This is a genomic window from Pseudomonas sp. PARCl1 (genome assembly GCF_947311875.1).
Classification (GTDB): domain Bacteria; phylum Pseudomonadota; class Gammaproteobacteria; order Pseudomonadales; family Pseudomonadaceae; genus Aquipseudomonas; species Aquipseudomonas juntendi.
The window spans coordinates 16,799-36,297 of record NZ_CAMZMX010000030.1; the positions used below are offsets into that span (position 1 = coordinate 16,799).

15 protein-coding genes are annotated in these 19,499 nt (G+C 64.9%); 11 read left to right on the forward strand and 4 right to left on the reverse strand.

Features of this window, described 5'->3' with window-relative positions:
• Nucleotides 1-7: 7 nt before the first annotated feature.
• Nucleotides 8-1,285, reverse strand: coding sequence for an acetyl-CoA C-acetyltransferase (locus QME24_RS16245; RefSeq protein WP_280091676.1), 1,278 nt, complete (start codon nucleotides 1,283-1,285; stop codon nucleotides 8-10).
• A 119-nt stretch (nucleotides 1,286-1,404) separates the two neighbouring features.
• Here QME24_RS16245 and QME24_RS16250 point away from each other — a divergent pair, with 119 nt between their 5' ends.
• The 8 genes from QME24_RS16250 (at nucleotide 1,405) to QME24_RS16285 (ending at nucleotide 7,536) form a co-directional block, all read left to right on the forward strand.
• A complete protein-coding gene (locus QME24_RS16250; RefSeq protein ID WP_280091677.1) occupies nucleotides 1,405-2,757 on the forward strand; it encodes a 3-oxoacyl-ACP reductase in 1,353 nt (450 codons plus the stop codon).
• A gap of 2 nt (nucleotides 2,758-2,759) precedes the next feature.
• Nucleotides 2,760-3,611 carry a MaoC/PaaZ C-terminal domain-containing protein gene (locus QME24_RS16255; RefSeq protein ID WP_054904338.1) on the forward strand — a complete coding sequence of 284 codons (852 nt, stop codon included), beginning with the start codon at nucleotides 2,760-2,762 and terminating at the stop codon, nucleotides 3,609-3,611.
• A gap of 91 nt (nucleotides 3,612-3,702) precedes the next feature.
• Entirely contained in the window at nucleotides 3,703-4,008 is a 306-nt protein-coding gene (locus QME24_RS16260) for a MazG-like family protein (protein ID WP_009685784.1), read from the forward strand.
• Nucleotides 4,005-4,754: a methyltransferase domain-containing protein gene (locus tag QME24_RS16265; protein ID WP_054904339.1), complete on the forward strand. Its 750-nt coding sequence runs from the start codon at nucleotides 4,005-4,007 to the stop codon at nucleotides 4,752-4,754. The genes QME24_RS16260 and QME24_RS16265 overlap by 4 nt, the downstream gene beginning before the upstream one ends.
• Nucleotides 4,755-4,775: 21 nt before the next feature.
• Nucleotides 4,776-5,399, forward strand: a complete 624-nt coding sequence (locus tag QME24_RS16270) for a DUF4136 domain-containing protein (protein ID WP_054904340.1) — start codon at nucleotides 4,776-4,778, stop codon at nucleotides 5,397-5,399.
• A gap of 19 nt (nucleotides 5,400-5,418) precedes the next feature.
• The gene (locus QME24_RS16275; protein WP_054904341.1) at nucleotides 5,419-5,988 is read left to right on the forward strand and encodes a DUF4136 domain-containing protein; all 570 of its coding nucleotides are present in this window, start codon (nucleotides 5,419-5,421) and stop codon (nucleotides 5,986-5,988) included.
• Nucleotides 5,989-6,168: 180 nt separating this feature from the next.
• The gene (locus tag QME24_RS16280; protein ID WP_054904342.1) at nucleotides 6,169-6,639 is read left to right on the forward strand and encodes an A24 family peptidase; all 471 of its coding nucleotides are present in this window, start codon (nucleotides 6,169-6,171) and stop codon (nucleotides 6,637-6,639) included.
• A 120-nt stretch (nucleotides 6,640-6,759) separates the two neighbouring features.
• Complete coding sequence (locus QME24_RS16285; RefSeq protein WP_280091678.1) at nucleotides 6,760-7,536, forward strand: response regulator transcription factor; 777 nt, start codon at nucleotides 6,760-6,762, stop codon at nucleotides 7,534-7,536.
• 54 nt (nucleotides 7,537-7,590) lie between these two features.
• Here the strand turns inward: QME24_RS16285 and pbpC are convergent, their stop codons facing one another.
• Entirely contained in the window at nucleotides 7,591-9,945 is a 2,355-nt protein-coding gene (gene pbpC, locus QME24_RS16290; RefSeq protein WP_280091679.1) for a peptidoglycan glycosyltransferase PbpC, read from the reverse strand.
• 77 nt (nucleotides 9,946-10,022) lie between these two features.
• On the opposite strand from pbpC, the gene QME24_RS16295 reads away from it, so the two are divergent.
• On the forward strand, nucleotides 10,023-10,316 hold the full coding sequence (locus tag QME24_RS16295) for a hypothetical protein (protein ID WP_009685776.1): 294 nt from the start codon (nucleotides 10,023-10,025) through the stop codon (nucleotides 10,314-10,316).
• A 137-nt stretch (nucleotides 10,317-10,453) separates the two neighbouring features.
• Here QME24_RS16295 and QME24_RS16300 read toward each other — a convergent pair whose 3' ends face one another.
• Nucleotides 10,454-15,355, reverse strand: coding sequence for an alpha-2-macroglobulin (locus QME24_RS16300; protein ID WP_280091680.1), 4,902 nt, complete (start codon nucleotides 15,353-15,355; stop codon nucleotides 10,454-10,456).
• A 201-nt stretch (nucleotides 15,356-15,556) separates the two neighbouring features.
• Here QME24_RS16300 and QME24_RS16305 point away from each other — a divergent pair, with 201 nt between their 5' ends.
• Nucleotides 15,557-16,894: an MATE family efflux transporter gene (locus QME24_RS16305; protein ID WP_192441584.1), complete on the forward strand. Its 1,338-nt coding sequence runs from the start codon at nucleotides 15,557-15,559 to the stop codon at nucleotides 16,892-16,894.
• Between the two features lie 120 nt (nucleotides 16,895-17,014).
• A complete protein-coding gene (locus QME24_RS16310) occupies nucleotides 17,015-17,470 on the forward strand; it encodes a transposase (RefSeq protein ID WP_280091843.1) in 456 nt (151 codons plus the stop codon).
• A 109-nt stretch (nucleotides 17,471-17,579) separates the two neighbouring features.
• Here the strand turns inward: QME24_RS16310 and speA are convergent, their stop codons facing one another.
• Nucleotides 17,580-19,493 (reverse strand): arginine decarboxylase, encoded by a 1,914-nt coding sequence (gene speA / locus QME24_RS16315; RefSeq protein ID WP_029885908.1) that lies wholly within the window; start codon nucleotides 19,491-19,493, stop codon nucleotides 17,580-17,582.
• Between the last annotated feature and the right edge of the window lie 6 nt (nucleotides 19,494-19,499).

The following is a 19,499-nucleotide window of genomic DNA, read 5'->3' on the forward strand; positions in this document are numbered from 1 at the left end:
CGGTTCTTCACCGCTCGACGATGACCGTGACCCCTTGCCCGCCCGCCGCACAAATGGAAATCAAGCCGCGCCCCTTCCCTGCCGTTGCCAGCAATTTCGCCAGGTTGGCCAGTATTCGCCCGCCGGTCGCGGCAAACGGGTGCCCGGCAGCCAGCGAACTGCCCCTGACGTTGAGCTTGCTGCGGTCGATGGCCCCCAACGGCGCATCCAGCCCCAGCCGCTCACGGCAGTACCCAGCGTCTTCCCAGGCCTTGAGCGTACACAACACCTGGGCCGCAAAGGCTTCGTGGATTTCGTAGTAGTCAAAGTCCTGCAAGGTCAGGCCGTTGCGGGCCAGCAAGCGTGGCACTGCATACGCCGGTGCCATCAGCAGCCCCTCGCGGCCAGTGACGAAGTCCACTGCTGCGGTTTCACCATCGACCAGGTAGGCCAGCACCGGTAACCCCTGTTGCGCGGCCCACTCTTCACTGGCCAGCAGCACCAGCGACGCACCATCGGTCAAGGGCGTGGAATTGCCTGCCGTCAACGTACCCTGGCCACTGCGGTCGAAGGCCGGCTTGAGCTTGGCCAACTGCTCCAGTGTCAGGTCCGCGCGCAGGTTGTTGTCGCGCATCAGCGACAGAAATGGTGTCAGCAGGTCATCGTGCCAACCTTCGGCATAGGCAGCCGCCAGCCGCTGGTGGCTGAGCAACGCCAACTCGTCCTGGGCGGCACGGTCAATCTTCCAGGCCTGGGCCATGCGTTCGCAATGCTCGCCCATCGACAACCCGGTGCGCGGCTCGCCGTTGCGTGGCAACTCAGGGCGCAGATGGTGCGGGCGCAACTGCAGAAAAGGCTTGAGCCGTTCGCCCAGGTTTTTGCCACGGTTGGCCTGCAGCAGGATATGACGCAGGCCTTCGTTGACCGCAATCGGCGCATCCGACGTGGTGTCCACGCCACCGGCGATGCCGCTGTCGATCTGCCCCAACGCAATCTTGTTGGCCACCAGCAGCGCCGCCTCCAGGCCGGTGCCGCAAGCTTGCTGCAGGTCGTAGGCAGGGGTTTGCGGCGAAAGCCGCGAGCCCAGCACACATTCGCGGGTCAGGTTCATGTCGCGCGACTGCTTGAGCACCGCGCCAGCGACCACCTCACCCAAGCGCAGCCCATGCAGGCGATAGCGCTCGATCAGCCCTTCGAGGGCCGCGGTCAGCATCGCCTGGTTGCTGGCGGTGGCGTAGGCCCCATTGGAGCGGGCAAAGGGAATTCGGTTGCCGCCCAAGATCGCGACCCGGCGAAGTGAACGCATATGCCTGTTCCTCCTGAAACAAATTGAACCGTACTGCCTGGGTGTTCTTACCCATGGTCGAACGACCATGCCACAAACTTGGTCCACACTTTCAAGCTTGCCTTTGCGGAGACCTACTCATGAGCGATCGCTACCTCGGTTTTGCCAACTCCAACCTTGGCCGCCGCCTGGTGGATGCCCTGGGCCTGCCACGCCCTGCGCCTCTGGAGCGCTGGCAGGCTGGCCGCCTGCGCCCGGTGGAGGGGGCGCTGGTGTTGGGCGGCGGCCCCCTGGCAGGCCAGGTCGAAGCCTTCGCCGCGCGCCTTACCGATAACGTATACCGTTTCAATGCCGACCACCTGCAGGGCGAGCCTTGGGTCGCTGGCCTGGGGCCGAAAATCAAAGCCGTGGTGTTCGACGCCAGTCACTTGTCCGACAGCGATGAGCTGAAGCAGTTGCGCGAATTTTTCCAGCCGCTGCTGCGCAGCCTGGGCCCGTGCGCCCACGTCGTGCTGCTGGGCCGGTCACCGGAAAGCCTCGACAACCCGCAGGCCAGTATCGCCCAGCGCGCCCTGGAGGGCTTCAGCCGCTCGCTGGCCAAGGAACTGCGCAATGGCGCAACCGCTCAGTTGCTGTACGTCGGCCCCGGCGCTGAAGACCAACTGGAAGGTGCCTTGCGCTTCTTCCTCTCGCCCAAGAGCGCGTTCATCTCCGGCCAGGTGCTGCGCCTTGGAGCCTGCGCCAGCCAGGTCGAGGACTGGACCCGCCCGTTGGCTGGCCGCCGTGCACTGGTTACCGGCGCCGCGCGCGGTATCGGTGCGGCCATTGCGCAAACCTTGGCACGTGACGGTGCCGACGTTCTGCTGCTGGATGTGCCACAGGCCAGCCGAGAACTCGATGCGCTCGCTGCCCGGCTTGGCGGCAAGGCCCTGGCGCTGGACATCTGCGCCAGCGATGCCGCCTCACAACTGCTGGCTGCCCTGCCCGACACCATAGACATCGTTGTGCACAATGCTGGCATCACGCGCGACAAGACCCTGGCCAACATGACCCCGGACTATTGGGACGCCGTGCTCGCGGTCAACCTGCAGGCGCCACAGGTGCTGACCCAGGCGCTGTTTGACGGTGGCGCGTTGGGTGAACATGCGCGCATAACCTTGCTAGCCTCGGTCAGCGGCATTGCCGGCAACCGCGGCCAGGCCAACTATGCCGCCAGCAAGGCCGGGCTGATCGGCCTGGCCCAGGCCTGGGCGCCGAGGCTCGCCGAGCGGGGCGCGAGCATCAACGCCGTAGCCCCCGGCTTCATCGAAACCCACATGACCGCAACCATGCCCATGGGCCTGCGCGAAGCCGGGCGACGCTTGAGTTCGCTGGGCCAGGGCGGTCGCCCGCAGGACGTGGCCGAGGCCATTGCCTGGCTCAGCCAGCCGGGCTCGGGGGCGGTCAACGGCCAGGTGCTGCGTGTTTGCGGCCAGGCACTGATGGGGGCCTGACCATGAGCCGACAATGGCACGACCTGCATAGCCCGGCTGCCCGCCCCAGCCTGTACCTGCGTGCCGCCAGCAAGCGCACGATCAGCGGTGAGCACCTGCCCGACGATGGCCTGCGCTGTTTCATCCAGGTTGAGCCGGCCAACCTGGACGCCTATCGGCGGCTTTGCAACTTCCCCGACGATGGCCGCCTGCCGGCTACTTATCCACACGTCATGGCTTTTGCGCTGCAATTGCAGCTGATGACCGCCCGTGACTTTCCCTTCCCGCTGCTGGGGCTGGTGCACCTGCAAAATCGCATCGAAGTGCTGCGGCCACTGGGCGCTATCGAAGGGCTGCGCTTTGCGGTGTATGCGCACAACCTGCAGGCGCATGACAAAGGTGGCACCTTCGACCTGGTCACCGAAGCCGAAGATGGCATCGGCGTGCTCTGGCGTGAAACAAGCCGCATGCTGGTACGTGGACTGAAGCTGGATGGCCAGGCCGGCGGGCGTGCCGACGACGAACCGCCCTGCTTGCCCGAGGCCACCCGCTGGTATGCCGACAGTGACATCGGTCGGCGTTATGCCAAGGTGTGCGGGGACTACAACCCTATCCACCTGAGTGCGGTGAGTGCACGGTTGTTCGGCTTTCCCACGGCCATTGCCCATGGCATGTGGACAAAGGCCATGGCACTGGCCGCATTGCGCGGGCACCTGCCGCACAGCGGCTATGCCTTTGAGGTGGCTTTCCGCAAGCCGGTCAGGTTGCCCTCCGAAGTGGTGCTCAGTGCCAGCGAGGCGGGGCCTGCAGGTGTGCTGCGGCTGGATGGGCATGGGGGCATACTGCATATGCTCGGCCGCTGGGATCAGCTCTAGAGCTCATTGCCGGGCCCAGGGGCCGCAACGCGGCGGCCCCTTGCTTTGCATCGGGCCAGGGCAGAAGCTATGCAGCATTTGGAGAAACCCGATGAACCTGCAAGAGCTTACCCAACGCCTGCACCAGATCCGTGACAACAACGACTGGCGTGGCTTTCACAGCCCGAAGAACCTGGCCATGGCCGCCAGCGTCGAAATGGCCGAGCTGGTCGAGATTTTCCAGTGGCTGAGCGAAGACGAATCGCGCCAGCTGCCTGCCGACAAATTGGCCCACGCCGGGCAGGAAGTCGGTGACGTGGTGCTCTACCTGCTGCTGTTGTGCAGTGAGCTGGGCCTGGACATGGACCAGGTGGTGCGAGCCAAGCTGGCCGACAGCGAGAGGCGTTTCGCTCGATGAACGACCGTCATTTCGATGAACTGGCCACCCGCTTCGCGGAAAAGATCTACGGCGGCGCCAAGGGCGCGATCCGCCTGGCCGTCTTGCAGGCCGACCTGGCCGAGGCGCTGCCTGATCGCCCGTTGCGTGTTCTGGATATCGGCGCCGGCCTGGGTCACATGGCCTTGTGGCTGGCCGAACGTGGTCACCAGGTGACCCTGGCAGAACCGGCTGCACCCATGCTCGACGGCGCCCGGGCCCGTTTTGCCGAAGCCGGCCAGACGGCCACCTTCGTCCAGGCCCCCTGGCAAGACCTGCTCGGCCAATTGAACGAGCCCTACGACCTGGTGCTGTGCCACGCTGTGCTGGAATGGCTGGCCGAACCCGAGAGCATCCTGCCCGTGCTGCACCAGCTCACCGCCACGGGTGGCTGGTTGTCGCTGGCGTTCTACAACCGCGACGCCCTGGTCTATCGCAACTTGCTCAAAGGCCATTTCCGCAAGCTGCGCAGCAACCGCCTGGAAGGTGAAAAGCAGAGCCTGACGCCACAGAAACCGCTTGATCCACGCGAGCTCAAGGCGCACCTTGAACCCTTGTGGCAGGTGCAAAGTGAAAGCGGTGTGCGGGTGTTCCACGACTACATGCCCAAGGAGTTCCAGGCCAAGGCCGAACTGCTCGACCTGCTGGAGATGGAGCTGGCGTACCGCCGCCACCCTGGGTTCGCCCGGCTCGGGCGCTATCTGCACTGGGTTTGCCGCCCTCGCTGAGCGGCCTGCCGGGAGGAATACATGCCATACCGTCTGTTGTACCTGGCCCTGCTGCCGCTGGCCCTGGCTGGCTGCCAGAGCCCCAATCCGTATGTTGCCAGCAGCCGGCCGTTGCCCCCGGCGCCGGCCCAGGCGGCCGCTATCTTCGATGCCAGCGCCTACCCGGCACCGGCACGGGACTATGGGCGCTACCGCAGCTGGAGCTGGCGTAACGGCCGGTTGCCCAGTGGCTCGGCGGGGGCCGACCCGGCGCCCCTGGCCGATGCCGTTGGTGGTGCCCTCGACCAGCATGGCCTGCGCCCGGCGCGGGGCGGCCCCGGCGACTTGCTGGTAAGCGCCGACATGCGCCTGGAAAGGCGCTTGCGGCAAGTGCGCGATTACGACACCTATGACCCTTACCCCTACGGCAGCGTGGGCTATGGCGGTTACCGCCATGGCTACGGCGGCTATGCCAGCGTGCCAGTGGTGCGGACCTACGAGGTGCAGGTGATGGTGGTGCGCATCGACCTCTACGACGCCCGTACCGGCCAACCGGTATGGAGCGCCAGCGCCGAAAGCGGCAGCGACAAGGACTCGCCACGCGAACGCGAAAACGCCGTGCGCGATGCTGTGCACAAGGCGCTCAGCGGCTATCCTCCCAGTTAATAGCCAACGGAGAACCATCATGTTGCGCCGTCTCGTTCTACTGTCATTCGCGCTGGTATTGTCAGCCTGCTCGAGCACTAACGTTCAGCAGGATTTCGATGCCAGCCGCGACTTTGCCGCCTACCGCAGCTGGGCATGGCAGGAGCCAGGTTTGCAGTACCGCCCGGATGACCCTCGCATCAAGAGCGACCTGACCGAGCAGCGCATTCGTACGGCAGTGGCCGAGCAGCTCGACCAGCGCGGCCTGCGCCCGGTGCAGGGCGGCGCGCGGCCAGACCTGACCGTACGCACCTACCTGATCGTCGAGCAGCGCCAGCAACAGATCACCACCAATTACGGCGGGGGCTGGGGTGGTTATTGGGGCGGGTACTGGGGTGGCCCCATGTACAACGAAACCCGCAGCGTCGATTACAAGGTGGCCACCATTCAGATCGACCTTTTCGATGGCCGTGACGGCAAGCTGGTCTGGCGCGGCAGTGCCGAGCAGATCATGAACAACTACCCACCGGGCCCTGAAGAGCGTAACAGCGCCATTCAGAACACCGTGGCCAAGGTGCTGGGCAATTACCCGCCGGGTAGCCGGAAATAACCTCCAAAAGCAGCCAGGGGCTCAAGCGCAGCCCCCGGTGACAGCTACGACAAAATCCGTTCCGACTACGCCTTTTTCGGTTGCAAGGCCTACTCGTGCGCACGTTCCGGTCTATCTTCAGTCAAGGAAACCTGACTGACCGGGTAGAAGTGTTCAACTTTTAGGAAGGGCGACCTGCCAATGCAAAGCATTGTACTGCTGCTGTGGCTTGCCTTGTGCTCCGAACAGGATGTGCGTCAACGCCAGATCTCCAACCTGCTTACCCTGGGTGTGGCCAGCTGTGCCCTGCTCTGGCTGTTCGCCACTGGCCATAGCTGGATGGGGGCCGATGCCAGCGATGCCGGATGGGCGCTGGCCATCGTCATGCTGTTGACCCTGCCCGGCTATATGTACGGCCACTTCGGCGCCGATGATGTCAAGCTGATGGGCGCCCTGGCCTTGGCCAGCGGCACGCAATACGTGCTTGGCACGTTCATTGGCGCTGGGGTCAGCGTGCTGGTCTGGCTGCTGGCCCGTCGGCGTCTATGGCTGCTGCTCAACCCCAAGATCAAGAAGCGCCTGCAAGCCCTGGCCGAGGAAATGGGCGACAAGCAGGCGTTCGTCCCCTATGTGCTCACCGGCTTTCTGCTGACAGCCGTATGGATCCAATAGCGATGCCTGTGGTCGGACAATGTGTACAGGTTTTGTACAGAATCGCCGTGTGCGACTACTTTTTACATTGCCAGAGCGTCTGGCCCGGGAGCAGGGCCGTATACGAACAGGGAGTTGATCGTGTCCAGACCAGTGAGTGAAGTGAAGGTATTGGTGGTCGACGACCAACCGGTCATTGTCGAGCAGCTATGTGAATACCTTGAAACCGCGGGTTACACCTGCGTACCCGCCTATTCCACCGACGAAGCCATAGAGCGGTATACGTCGGACCCCGCAGTTGGCCTCATCATCTGCGACCTCGAAATGCCCGAACGGGACGGCATCGAGCTGGTGCGCGCCTTGAAGGAGATCGACGGCAGCCAACGCATGTTCGAGGCCATCATGCTGACCGGCCGGGGGGAAAAACAGGACGTGATCCGCGCCCTGCGCGCAGGTTTTGCCGACTATTACCAGAAACCCATGGACCTTGAGGAACTGCTCGAAGGTGTGCGCCAGCAGGAGCAGGCCTTGCTCGAGCGCCGGCGCAACCTCCGCAACCTGGGCGGCTTGAACCAGCGTTTGCAAGACTTGGCCGAGTCTGTGGACGAGCTCTATCAGGAGCTGGAGAAAGCCCGCGGCCAAGGCGCCCACCGGCGTGCCACGGATGGCGAAGAGAGCGAGAGCGAGCTCCCCGCAGCGTTCGAGAAACTGTCGCCCCGCCAGTTGGAGGTCGCGCGGCTGGTGAGCAAGGGCAAGACCAATTACCAGATTGCCTGTGAACTGGGGATCACCGAGAACACCGTCAAACTGTACGTGTCGCAGGTGCTGCGGTTGACACATATGCATAACCGTACCCAATTGGCGCTGGCGCTGACGCCCAGCTCATCGCCAGTGCATCAACGCTTCACTACCCACTGACCGGCGGCCTGTTGTACCCGGGGCGTATTACCGCTCCACATTGCGCTCGGGCACCTACTCACTGACCTGAAACGCCACCCGGGCAGTCTCACCGCTTTCATCCAGGGCGCTGAGTTCGGCCTGGCCAACCTGGGGCAAACGCAGCAGCAGGCTGTCCTGCCCCTGGGTCTCCCCCAGCGGCTGGCCATTGAGGAACCACCAACGCCGGCCGCCGCCTCCCAGGGCCGAAACATGCAACTGCAAAGGCTCGCTGCTGGTGGCCGGCCGCCGCAGATTGTCGCCTGGGCGCACCCCCACGATCGACAGCGGTGGTGCGCTGGCCGGTACCTGTGGCGGGCAGTTTGGGTCGATGGCCGGCAACCGTGCGGCACGCCGCTCCATCCGCGGTAGCCAAGGCTCCAGCGGTGCCGGCCACAGGGCAATATCGCGGGCCGTGGCGCCTGGGCAACTCCCATCCACACGCAAGCCATGCGGGTTGACCCACACCGTCTCGCGCAAGCCCAGGCCCAGCGGCTGGTCGGCGGCCTGCAAGGTTGGCGGCGTGGTGCCGTCCAAGGTCCAGGCAAACCGCTGGCGCCGGCAGTTAGTGTCCTGCCTGGCCATGGGCTGGCCAAGCGGCCAACAGATCGCGGCCACGCCGACACTGGCGGGCACCGGCAAGACTGGCACGCTGATACCCCGCTGGCTGTCGCGATTGCTCAACAGGTCGTGCACCTGCAACATCAGGGGGGCGGCCGATGCCAGGCCGAACTGCCCGGCTACCGGCGTACCGTCTGGGCGACCGATCCACACACCAATCAAGTAGCGCGGGCCCACGCCAATCGACCAGGCATCGCGAAAGCCATAGCTGGTGCCGGTCTTCCAGGCCAGTTGCGGGCGCTGCACCAGTTCGGCATGCGGGTCGCGGTCGGGGCGTGCCTGGCCGCTGAGAATACGCCGCACGATCCAAGCTGCACCCGGCGACAACAGACGCCGCTCGAGCAGCGGGTCCTGCGGTTGCAGGCGTACCTGCGCGCTATTGCCGCCCCGGGCAAACGCCGCGTAGCCGCCAACCAGGTCTTCCAGGCGGCTGCCGGCGCCGCCCAGGATCAGCGACAGGTTGGGCTCTGCCAAAGGCGGCAGTGCCAGTGGCATACCCGCCATACGCAGTTGCGCGGCAAAGCGCTTGGGGCCGTAGGCTTCCAGCAGCTGCACTGCCGGCAGGTTCAGCGACAGCGCCAACGCCGAGCTGGCCGACACCGGGCCGCTGAAACCCATGGAGAAATTGCCGGGCCGGTAGTCGCCGTAGCGTCGCGGTACATCCTGCAGCAGCGATTCGGAATGGATCAGGCCGTCGTCCAATGCCATGCCGTACAGGAAAGGCTTGAGCGTAGAGCCGGGCGAGCGCAGCGAACGCACCATGTCGACATGGCCAAAGCGGCGCTCGTCGGCCAGGTCGATCGACCCCAGGTAGGCACGCACGGCCATGGTCTGTGCTTCGACCACCAGAATGGCGGCAGACGTGCGCTCTGGCAGCCGTGCGCGCCAGCCCAGCAGCAAGTCTTCGAGGCGCCGTTGCAAGGCGGCATCGAGTGTGGTGCGGATCAGCGGTGGGCTGTTGGCGCTGTTCAAGCGCCGCGCCAGCAATGGCGCCAGCGCTGGCTCTTGCCGTGGGGCCAGCACCAGCGGTTCTTCGGCCGCTTCACGAATTTGCCGTGCCGGCCACACCTGATACTCCGCCAGGCGCTGCAGTACCTTGTCGCGTGCGCGCTGTGCCCGCTCGGGGTGGCGGTCGGGGCGCAGGCGGCTGGGTGCCTGCGGCAACACCGCCAGCAACGCGGCTTCGGCCGGGGTCAGGTGCCGCGGCGACTTGCCCAGGTAGGCCCAACTGGCTGCGGCCACCCCCTGCAAGGTACCGCCGAACGGCGCGCGGTTCAGGTAGATTTGCAGGATCTCGCGCTTGGACAGGTGCCATTCCAGTTGCAACGTGCGCCACAGCTGGCGCAGTTTGCCAGCCAGGGTGCGGTCGTGCGGGTCGAGCAGGCGGGCCACCTGCATCGACAGCGTGCTGCCGCCCGACACCACTCGCCCACCGCGCAGGTTCAGCCAGGCAGCACGGGCCAGCGCCAGCGGGTTGAACCCGGGGTGGTGATAGAACCAGCGGTCTTCGTAGGTCAACAACGCCTGCAGATACAGCGGTGAAACCTCATCAGGGCTGACCGGGTAACGCCACACGCCATCAGTATCGGCAAACCGCCATAACGGTGTGCCATCCTCGGCCAGCACTACCCGCGCCAGGTCGTCGCCCGGCATGGGCACGGGCCAGATGCGGTCTGCCAGCCACAACAGGCCAGCCAGCAACAGCAGGCCGAGCAGCACGGCGCGCAACAACCTGCCCGCACGGCTGCGTGGCCGCGCTAAGCTTGGCATCGGGAACCGACCTGGCCAGGTAATGGCCAAAGGCTTTGGGACGGCAAACTCGCCGGCTCGTTCATCAGGAAGCAACTATGCATGTAGAAGGTTTTTTCGAGTGGCTGGGCCAGGCACTGGGATCGTTGATTCGCTTCATCGTCGACGCATTGAGCGGGCTGTTCAACCTGCTGGCCAATGCCGGTGGCAATTTCATCGACGGCCTGGCGCGCACCTTGGGCATGGACACCTCGCTGGTCAGCATCCTGGCCCTGATCATCGGCCTGATGCTGCTGTACTCGGCCATCCGCGCATTCATGCGTGCGTCGATCATCCTTGGGATCATCTGGCTGGTGCTGGGGTTGTGGGTAATGAGCTGGGTCATCCACTGAGCCTTCCCGGGGGCCGCCCGGGAAGCCGCACGGCGGTCCGATCGCCAGCAAGCCGGCTGCCACGGTGACCGCAGCGGCATCGAAGCCAGGTGCAGCACCTGGCTTGCCAGCATGAGGCCAATAACAGCAGCACAAGCCTAGCGGGCTTTTACCGTCATCTCGCCTTGCCCATCACCCACCGCCTGCAGGTTCGGCCGATACATCGACTCAACCTGCGGCGGCGGTACGCGGTAGGTGCCCGGGGTCACCGCCCGCGCCAGGTACAACAGGTGCGTGGTGCCATAACCGTCGAGCTTGAGCGCCGCCACATAACGGTCATCACGGTACTCCTGATGCACCACGCTGGCGTTCTGCATCGATTCGCGCCATTCCTTCACCGCAGTGCTGGCGTTGTCCAGGCTGGCGGCACTTTGCGCCAGGTTCTGGTTCTCCAGCTCCAGGCCAGCCGGCAGCAGGTCCACTACCAGCGCGTCGGGCACGCGGTCCTGGGCCTTGAGCGCCAGGTGTACCAGGACCAGATCGCCACTGCGCAGGTTGTGCAGGTCCAGTGGCTGGCCATTCATGCCCAGGTATTCGCGGCGGATCTGCATGCCGTTACCGCCGGTGGCAGGCGCCTGGCGCGGGTAGCCAGACAATGTCAGTTGCTGGTAGAGGGTCGCGCTGCCTTCATTCTGCACGCTCAGCGGCGAGGCCAGCAGCGGGCCCTCCAGCTTCATGCCAGACTCGGCGTTGTTCAATTCGCGCACTTCGCCGGCACTGTCCAGGCGCGCCTGCCACTGGCCCTCGGGCTTGCCCAGCAGGCCACGGCCGGCGAGGAACAAGGCATTTCGCTCCTGGGTCGACAGCCAGCGGTTGGCCGCCAGTTCATCCGACAGGGCAAACAGACGCTGGTCGACCTGGTTGGTGGCCAGGTTGCTTTCCTGCAGCAGCGCCAGGATCAGCGCCTGATCACGCAGCGGGCTGCCATAGTCAGCCATCCACCCCTTGCTGCGGCTGATGCCAAGCCCGGCTTGCAGGGCTTGCTGGGCACGCGGTTTGTCGCCCATCTTGTCCAGTGCCACCGCCAGTTGCACCAGCGGCAGCCCAGAGCGGGCATCGGCCCGGCGCTCGAACAAACCACGCAACGCGCCCAGCGGCGCTTGCTGGCTGCGCGCGAGCACCAGCGCGGCATAGGCCTGCACGGCGAAGCGGGTATGTTCGGCGTTTTCGCTGTAGTCGACCTCGATCAGGTTGCGCTCCTGCAGGTAGCGCAGCAGGCGCTCGCTGGCCTTCTTCAGCGCTTCGGCCGGTACCCCATAACCTTGGTCGCGGGCCCGCAGGAGGAAGTCGGTGACATAGGCGGTCAGCCAGTATTCCTCCTCGCTGTCCGAACTCCACAGGCCAAAGCTACCGTTGTAGCGCTGCATGCCCAGCAGGTGCTCGATGCCCATCTCGATCTTGCGCTTGCGCACATCTGCCGGCTCACCCTTGATGCCCAGGCGCTTGAGGCTTTGGGCATCGGCATACAACGACGGGTAAAGGCCACTGGTGGTCTGCTCCAGGCAACCGTACGGGTACGCCTCCAGCGCGCGGATCTGCTCGGCCAGGTTGAGCGGTGGCCGGCTCGACAAGGCCAGGCTGGCTTCCAGGCCCGCCGGTTCGAAGGCCGCCAGGTCTGCTTCGGGCAGCGTCCATGGCTGGTCCTTCAAGGCCACGCGGTAGTGCTTGAGCATCGCCGGGTAGGCAGGGCGCACGCCCAGCGCCCACTCGCGCTCGAAGGCGGTGCTTGGCTCGTTGGGCAGTTGCAACCCGGTGACACGCACCCGGACCTTGCCCTGCCCCAGGCCGCCCTGGGCCTGCACTGGAATCAGCAGCGTCGAGCGCTGGCCTTCGGCCAGGGCCACGGTATGCAAGGCATTGGCGGCCAGGCTCAGTTGCCCTTCGCTGCTGACTTCAACCTGCAACTGCTGGGCCCGGCCCGACAAGTTGGCCAAATCCAGGGCCAGGTTGGTGCGGTCGCCGCCGGCGAGGAAACGCGGTGCCGACAGCTCGGCGATCAGCGGCGCAGCGACTACCGTCTTGCCTTCGGCCATGCCGAAGTGGTCGTCGGTCCAGGCTTGGGCCATCAGGCGCAGTTCACCATTGAAGTCGGGGATATCGACCGTTACCTGGCCCTGGCCGTTGTCATCCAGGGTAACCGGCACGCTTTGCTGGGCGACGATGGTCACCGTGGTGTTGGGGCGCTTGCCCCCCTTGGCCATGGCCGCGTCACCGCCGAATGCCAGGCTGGCCAGGCGGCCTTGCCCGGCCTCGATCAACTGGCCGTAGATGTCCAGCTGGTCGGCACCGTAGGCCTTGCGCCCGAACAGGCTGGCGAACGGGTCAGGGGTCTTGAAGTCGGTGATATTGAGAATACCTACGTCCACTGCAGACACCAGCACATGCACTTGCCGCGGCACACTACCGTCGGCGTTGGCGGCCTTGACGTTCACCGTCAGCGGCTGTTTGGGGCGCATTTTCTCAGGGGCTTGCAGGCTCACCGCCAGCTTGCGGCCGGCGCGGTCCAGCGGCAGGTGCAGCACACCGACCGAACGCTTGGGCGTGGCATTGGCCTTGCGCTCGCCAGGGCGGATTACCAGCGCACTGATGTACAGGTCGTGGCGGGCCCAGGCCTTGTCCAGTTGCACGTCGAACGTCTTGCCCTCGGCGGGCACGTCGATTTCCTGCCACCACAGCGGGCCGTCACTGGACTCGATCATCAGGTAACCGCTGCCCGCAGCCGGGGGGGTCACGGTGACTTTGGCCGTGGCGCCATCAGCATAGGCCGGCTTGTCCAGCGCCAGTTTGACCTGGTCGGGGCGTACGGCACCGCCTTCGGCGTTGTCCTGGGCACGGTAACCGGCCCAGAAGCGCTCGCTGGACACCAGGCCGGTCTGCGGGTCTTCCACCTCGACCCGGTAAGGGCCCCATTCCACCTGGAAGCTCAGCTTGGCCGTGGAGCCGGCCTTGACGCTGACCGTCTCTTCGTTCTGGGTCAGGAACTTCTCGTTGTAGGCATAGCTCCAGCCATCGCTTTGCGAGTAGTTCCAGTAGTAATCACGGCGCTCACGCACCAGGCGCACCTTGAGGTCGTTGGCCGCCAGCTTGTTGCCGTCGTGGTCGGCCACCAGTACCTCGAACTCCACCGGCCCGTCGCTATCGGTTTCCTCACCGTCAAACAGGCCGCGCAAGCCTGGCAGGCGCTCGCCCGGCCAGATCGGCTGTTCCAGGCGCCGGGTGATCGGCCGGCCGCCGGACTCCTGCAAGCTGGCCTGCACGGTCAGTTGCAACGGCGAGCGGGCTTCGGCCCAGCGGCTTTCGATATCGACCACGGCCTTGCCCGCCTGGTCGAGGGTGACTTCATCCAGCTCCAGGTCCTGGTTCAGTTCGGTTTCGGTGACCGAGCCGAACTGGTAACCCGGCAACGCCGGCACCGCCTCGCGCAAGGGGCGCACGTAGGCTTGGCCACTCAGGCGGTTGCCGGCCGCCGGAGCGCCGTACAGGTAACGGCCAGTGACCTGGATACGCGCGTTTTCATCCGGTGACAGTGGCTGGCTGCTGCCCTTGAGCTCCAGCGCAAGGCGCTCGGGCAGGAAGTCTTCAACCAGGAATTCATAGACCTGCTGGCGCCCACCGCCGAGGTCGAGCAACAGCTGCCAGCGACCGGTGGGGGCCTCGCTGGCCAGCTGCAACTGGTACTGGAACAGGCCATTGGCATCGGCCTCCCAGACGAACTTGCGGCTGACCTGTTCATCCGGGCGGCGCACTTCCACGTTCACCGGTTGGGCCTTGACGGGCTTGCCGTCCTGGTCACGCAGCAGGCCGTTGAGCAGCACTGTTTCGCCCGGGCGATACAGATCGCGCGGGCCGAAGATGAACAACTGCAAGGGGTTGGCCTGGGGCCCGGTGATGTCGAACTCGGCGAGGTCCAGCGCGGCCGTGTTCAAGCGCAGCAGCGTGGTGTGCACACCCTGGGTGGCGATCAGGGTGTCGGCCTTGGGCGTGATCGGCAACTGGGCGTGGCCCTTGCCATCGGTGGCGGCCTGGGCCAGCAGCTTGCCCTTGTCGTCATGGATTTCCAGGTTGACGCCGCTCATGGCCTTGCCGCCTTCCAACGCCTGGGCGAATACGTCCAGGCGGTCACGGTAGCGGTGCGCGGAAACGCCAATGTCGCTGAGGGTGAACAGGGTGGCCGGCTGCGAGTAATCGTAGGTGCCGGAGGCACGCATCACCGCCAGGTACACGCCAGGCGCCTGCAGCGGCTTGATGCCAGCGATGGGCAGCAGCACGGTCTCGCGCGTGTTGCGTGCCGGGTTCAGGTCGAAGCGGCCACTGTAGACCAGTTCGGCCATGTCCAGGGTTTCCTTGGACTGGTAGTAGTACAGGCTGCTGTTGCGCCCCCAGCTGGCCAGGAAGTTCGAGAGCATCTCCGGCTTGACCCGGAAGAATTCGACATCGACCTTGTCGACGTTCAGGGCGATGACCGGCAGGCCCTCTGCCAGGCGTGTGGGCAGCAGCGAACCGCGGCTGGCGAAGCCGATGGTCGGCTGCATGTCGCGGGTTTCCAGGCGGGTCACCGACTCACTGGCCAGTTGCTCGCCGTTCACCGCCAGCAGGCCTTTGTCCACGGTCAGCACCAGCTTGCGCTGGGGTTCGAGGTGGCGCAGGCGCAGCTCCATCTGGTTGTCGGAGAGCTCCCAGGCGCCATCGAGTTTGCCTTTGACGGTATCGACCAGGTGCACTTTGGTGGCGAAGTCCTGCTTGGCATCCAGCGGGGCAGAGAAGCTGATCGACAGCGTCGCGGCGCCGTCGAGCTGCACTTCGGAAACGTCGAGCACAGTCAGCTCGCGGCCTGCATAGCGCTTGGCGAGCACAGCAGGGTCTTCGCGTTTGGCAGCGGGGGCCTCGGCGGCCGCGGTGGCTGCCGGCTTCTCGGCCGGCGCCGGTTTGTCCGGCGTGGAAGAGTCACAGGCACTGAGCAAGGCCAGCGCGCAGGCCAGCAACAATCCTTTGTTGAACATGGAGTAGGAACTCTTTGGCAGCGGGTACTTAAGGGCCGCAATTATAGCTGGCCGGAATCATGTTCGCGCGGTTTGCTTGCCTGGCCGTTACACTGTGCCCATTCAGAATAGCCCACAAAGGCCTGCGTACGCCGATCAATGTGGGAGCGGCCTTGTGTCGCGATTGGGCTGCGCAGCAGCCCCAGATTCCCAGGGACCGCAATGACTGCACTGACCGCCGACTGGCGCCACCGCCCCACCCACCACAAGGTCTGGGCGCTGGCCGCGCCGATGATCCTGTCCAACATCTCCGTGCCCTTGGTAGCCCTGGTCGACAGCACCGTCATCGGCCACCTGCCCCACGCCCATCAGTTGGGCGCAGTGGCCGTGGGCGCCACGTTGTTCACGTTCATGGTCGGGCTCATGGGCTTCCTGCGCATGGGGTCCACCGGTTTCGCCGCCCAGGCCGCAGGGCGGCGCGACGGCGCGGCGTTGCGCCAGGTGCTGGTTCAAGGGCTGCTGCTGGCGGTCGGCTTCGCCCTGTTGATTGGCCTGCTGGCCATTCCCTTCAGCCAATTGGCACTGCATGCGATGCAACCCAGCGACGCGCTGCAGCAAGCCACCGAAGACTTCTTCCACACCCGCCTGCTCGGGCTGCCTGCGGCGCTGGCCAGCTATGCCTTGGTCGGCTGGTTCCTTGGCACGCAGAACGCCCGCGCGCCGCTGGCGATCCTGCTGACGACCAACCTGCTGAACATCGCGCTGAACCTGTGGTTCGTTCTGGGCCTGGACTGGGGTGTGCTGGGTTCAGCGCGGGCCTCGGTGATTGCCGAGTGGAGTGCCGCCCTGCTTGGCCTGGCCCTGACCCGCCCGGCGCTGCGCGCCTACCCGGGGCAGGTCGCATGGGCAGCACTGAAGCACTGGCACGCCTGGCGACCGCTGCTGGCCGTGAACCGCGACATTTTCCTGCGCAGCCTGGCGCTGCAGTTGGTGTTCCTGCTGATCACCCTGCAAGGCGCACGCCTGGGCGAGGCGACCGTAGCGGCCAACGCATTGCTGCTCAATGGCCTGCTGCTGACCGCCTATGCGCTGGATGGGCTGGCGCATGCGGTGGAGGCACTGTGCGGCCACGCCATCGGTGCCGGTGATCGCCTCACCTTGCGCCGCTCGCTGGTGGTGGCCTGCGGTTGGTCACTGATCACCAGTCTCGGGTTTGCCGGGATGTTCCTGCTGGGTGGGCACCTGTTCATCGATCTGCAGACCGACATCGACAGCGTCCGCGCAGCGGCTTACCCGTACTTGCCTTACCTGGCGTTGCTGCCATTGATTGCGGTGTGGAGCTACTTGCTGGACGGTTTGTTCATCGGCGCCACCCGCGCGCGGGAGATGCGCAATGCGATGCTGGTTTCGGTGCTGATTGCGCTGCCGGTGGCGGTGGCCATGAGCGGGTTTGGCAACCATGGCTTGTGGTTGGCGTTTCTCGGGTTCATGGGGTTGCGGGCGGTGACGTTGGGGTGGGTGGGGTGGCGGTTGCAGCAGCGGGGGCTGTGGGTTGGCTGAGCGGGGATAGCCCATCGACCGGATAACGCGGCTCCAACTGTCATAGTCAGTAATGATCCACCTGCGCCGATCCTTGTCCCGCCTCCTATCCTGCGAACGGGATGTTCAAAGGAAATCGACATGGATCGTCGCGGCAATCACCGTTTGCGCCAAGGGCGCTTCTCAGAGCCGGGCAGACTGTATCTGCTCACAACCATTACTCGCCAGCGGTACCCCTTGTTCCGCAACCTCTGGTTTGCGCGCGCGGTGATCCGGCAGTTGCAACTCAGCGATCAGCAAGGCGACTGCCGGACTCTGGCCTGGGTATTGATGCCGGACCATTTGCATTGGCTGATCGAGCTTGGGCCAACCCATCTGAGCAAGCTCATGTGCGCCTTCAAGTCGCGGAGCAGTTGTGCCCTCTACCGTACCGGTGCTGCGCGCCAGCACATATGGCAGCCAGGCTTCTACGACCGCGCGCTGCGCAAAGACGAAGATGTGAGAGTTGCCGCACGCTATATCATCGCCAACCCCATTCGCGCCGGTCTGGTGCGCAAGGCGGGTGAATATCCACATTTGGATTGTGTGTGGCTGTGACAGCGCCGGTGAGGGCTTCGCCCTCATTTCGCGACACAAGGCCGCTCCTACAGGGATGAGCTGTAGGAGCGGCCTTGTGTCGCGATGGGCCGCAAAGCGGCCCCGGCATTTACGACGACAGGTACGACGACCGGGTCAGACCAAGCCGCAAGGCATCCAGATACTGCGTGCGCTCACGGGCCGTGATCTTGGCGCTGGCAACCTTGTCACGGTAGTGGGTCATCAACTCTTCGGGCGACAGGTGCACGTAGCGCAGCATGTCCTCGATGGTGTCGTGGGTTTCGATGCCCGCGTGGTACACGCTGCCATCGGCGTTCTGGTAGATGTTCACCGAGTCGGTGTCACCAAACAGGTTGTGCATGTCACCCAGAATTTCCTGGTACGCACCGACCAGGAACACGCCCAACAGGTAATCCTCGCCCTCCTGCACCGCATGCACCGGCATGCTGGTCTCGATGCTCTGCTCGTCGACGTACTGGTTGATCTTGCCGTCGGAGTCGCAGGTCAGGTCCTGCAATACCGCACGCCGCAGGGGCTCTTCGTCCAGGCGGTGCAGCGGGATGATCGGCAGTACCTGGCCAATGGCCCAGGTGTCGGGCAGGCTCTGGAACACCGAGAAGTTGCAGATGTACTTGTCGGCCAGCTTGTCGTTGAGTTCGTCCAGCACCTGACGGTGCGAACGCTGGCGCGCCTTCAACGAGTTGTGCAGGCGGCGGCAGACCGCAAAGTAGCACTGCTCGGCCAGGGCCTTCTCGCTCAGGGTGAGCTTGCCATCGGCATACTGCGCAGCCACGTCACCCATATAGTGGGTGGCACGCCAGTAGGTTTCGGTCACCATCTCGATGTCGGTCGGGCCAAGCAGGTCGACCAGCCACTGCACGGTCTCGGGCAAGGCTTCCTTGTTCTCGATGGTCGGAACCTGGTCGTTGTGCTTCTCGACGTCGGTCACCTGGATCACCAGCATGGCGTGGTGCGCGGTCAGCGAACGGCCGCTCTCGGAGAAAATGTGCGGGTGCGGCAGGCCCTGCGCATCGCAGAACTCCTTGAGCATGCCCACCACCACGCCGGCGTAGTCGTCCATGTCGTAGTTGATCGAACTGGCATTGCGCGAGTGGGTACCGTCGTAATCGACACCCAGGCCGCCACCCACATCGATGTGGTCCACCGGCAGGCCCAGCGCACGCAACTCACCGTAGTAACGGATGGCTTCCTTGAAGCCGTGCTGGTAGTCGGCCAGGTTGGCGATCTGCGAACCCATGTGGAAGTGCAGCAGGCGGATACCCTGGTCCAACCCGGCATCGCGGAAACGCTGGACAACAGACAGCAACTGCGCGGCCGACAACCCGAACTTGGACTTTTCACCCCCGGTGTCGGCCCACTTGCTCGAAGCCAGCGACGACAGGCGTACGCGCAGGCCAACCTGGGGTTTGACCTTGAGCTCGGCGGCCTCTTCGATCACCAGGGCCACTTCCGACTCTTTCTCGATGACGATGAACACATTGTGGCCGAGCTTCTGGCCCATCAGCGCCAGGCGGATGAATTCACGGTCCTTGTAGCCGTTGCAGACAATGGTGCCGCCTTTCGGCGCCAGCGCCAGCACCGCCAACAGTTCTGGCTTGGAGCCGGCCTCCAGGCCAATCGACACGTTCTGCGTGGCGATGATGTTCTCCACCACCGCTTCCTGCTGGTTGACCTTGATCGGGTACAGCGCGGTGTACTGGCTCTGGTACTCCAGGCGCGCGATATTGGCGTCGAAAGCGCCGGTCAGCTGGCGAACGCGGTCCTGCAGAATGTCGGGGAAGCGCACCAGCAAGGGCAACGACAAGCCGCTCTGGCGCAGTTCGTCGACCTGTTCGAACAGGTCGATCGGCGCGCTGTTCGGGCCGTTGGGGCGCACTTCGACGCGCCCGGCCTCATTGATGGCGAAATAACCAGCGCCCCAATGGCGGATGCCATAAACACTGCGGCTGTCGGCCACGGTCCATTGGCTACCATCGTCTTTGCGTGTGCGTCGTACGGACATTCAAGT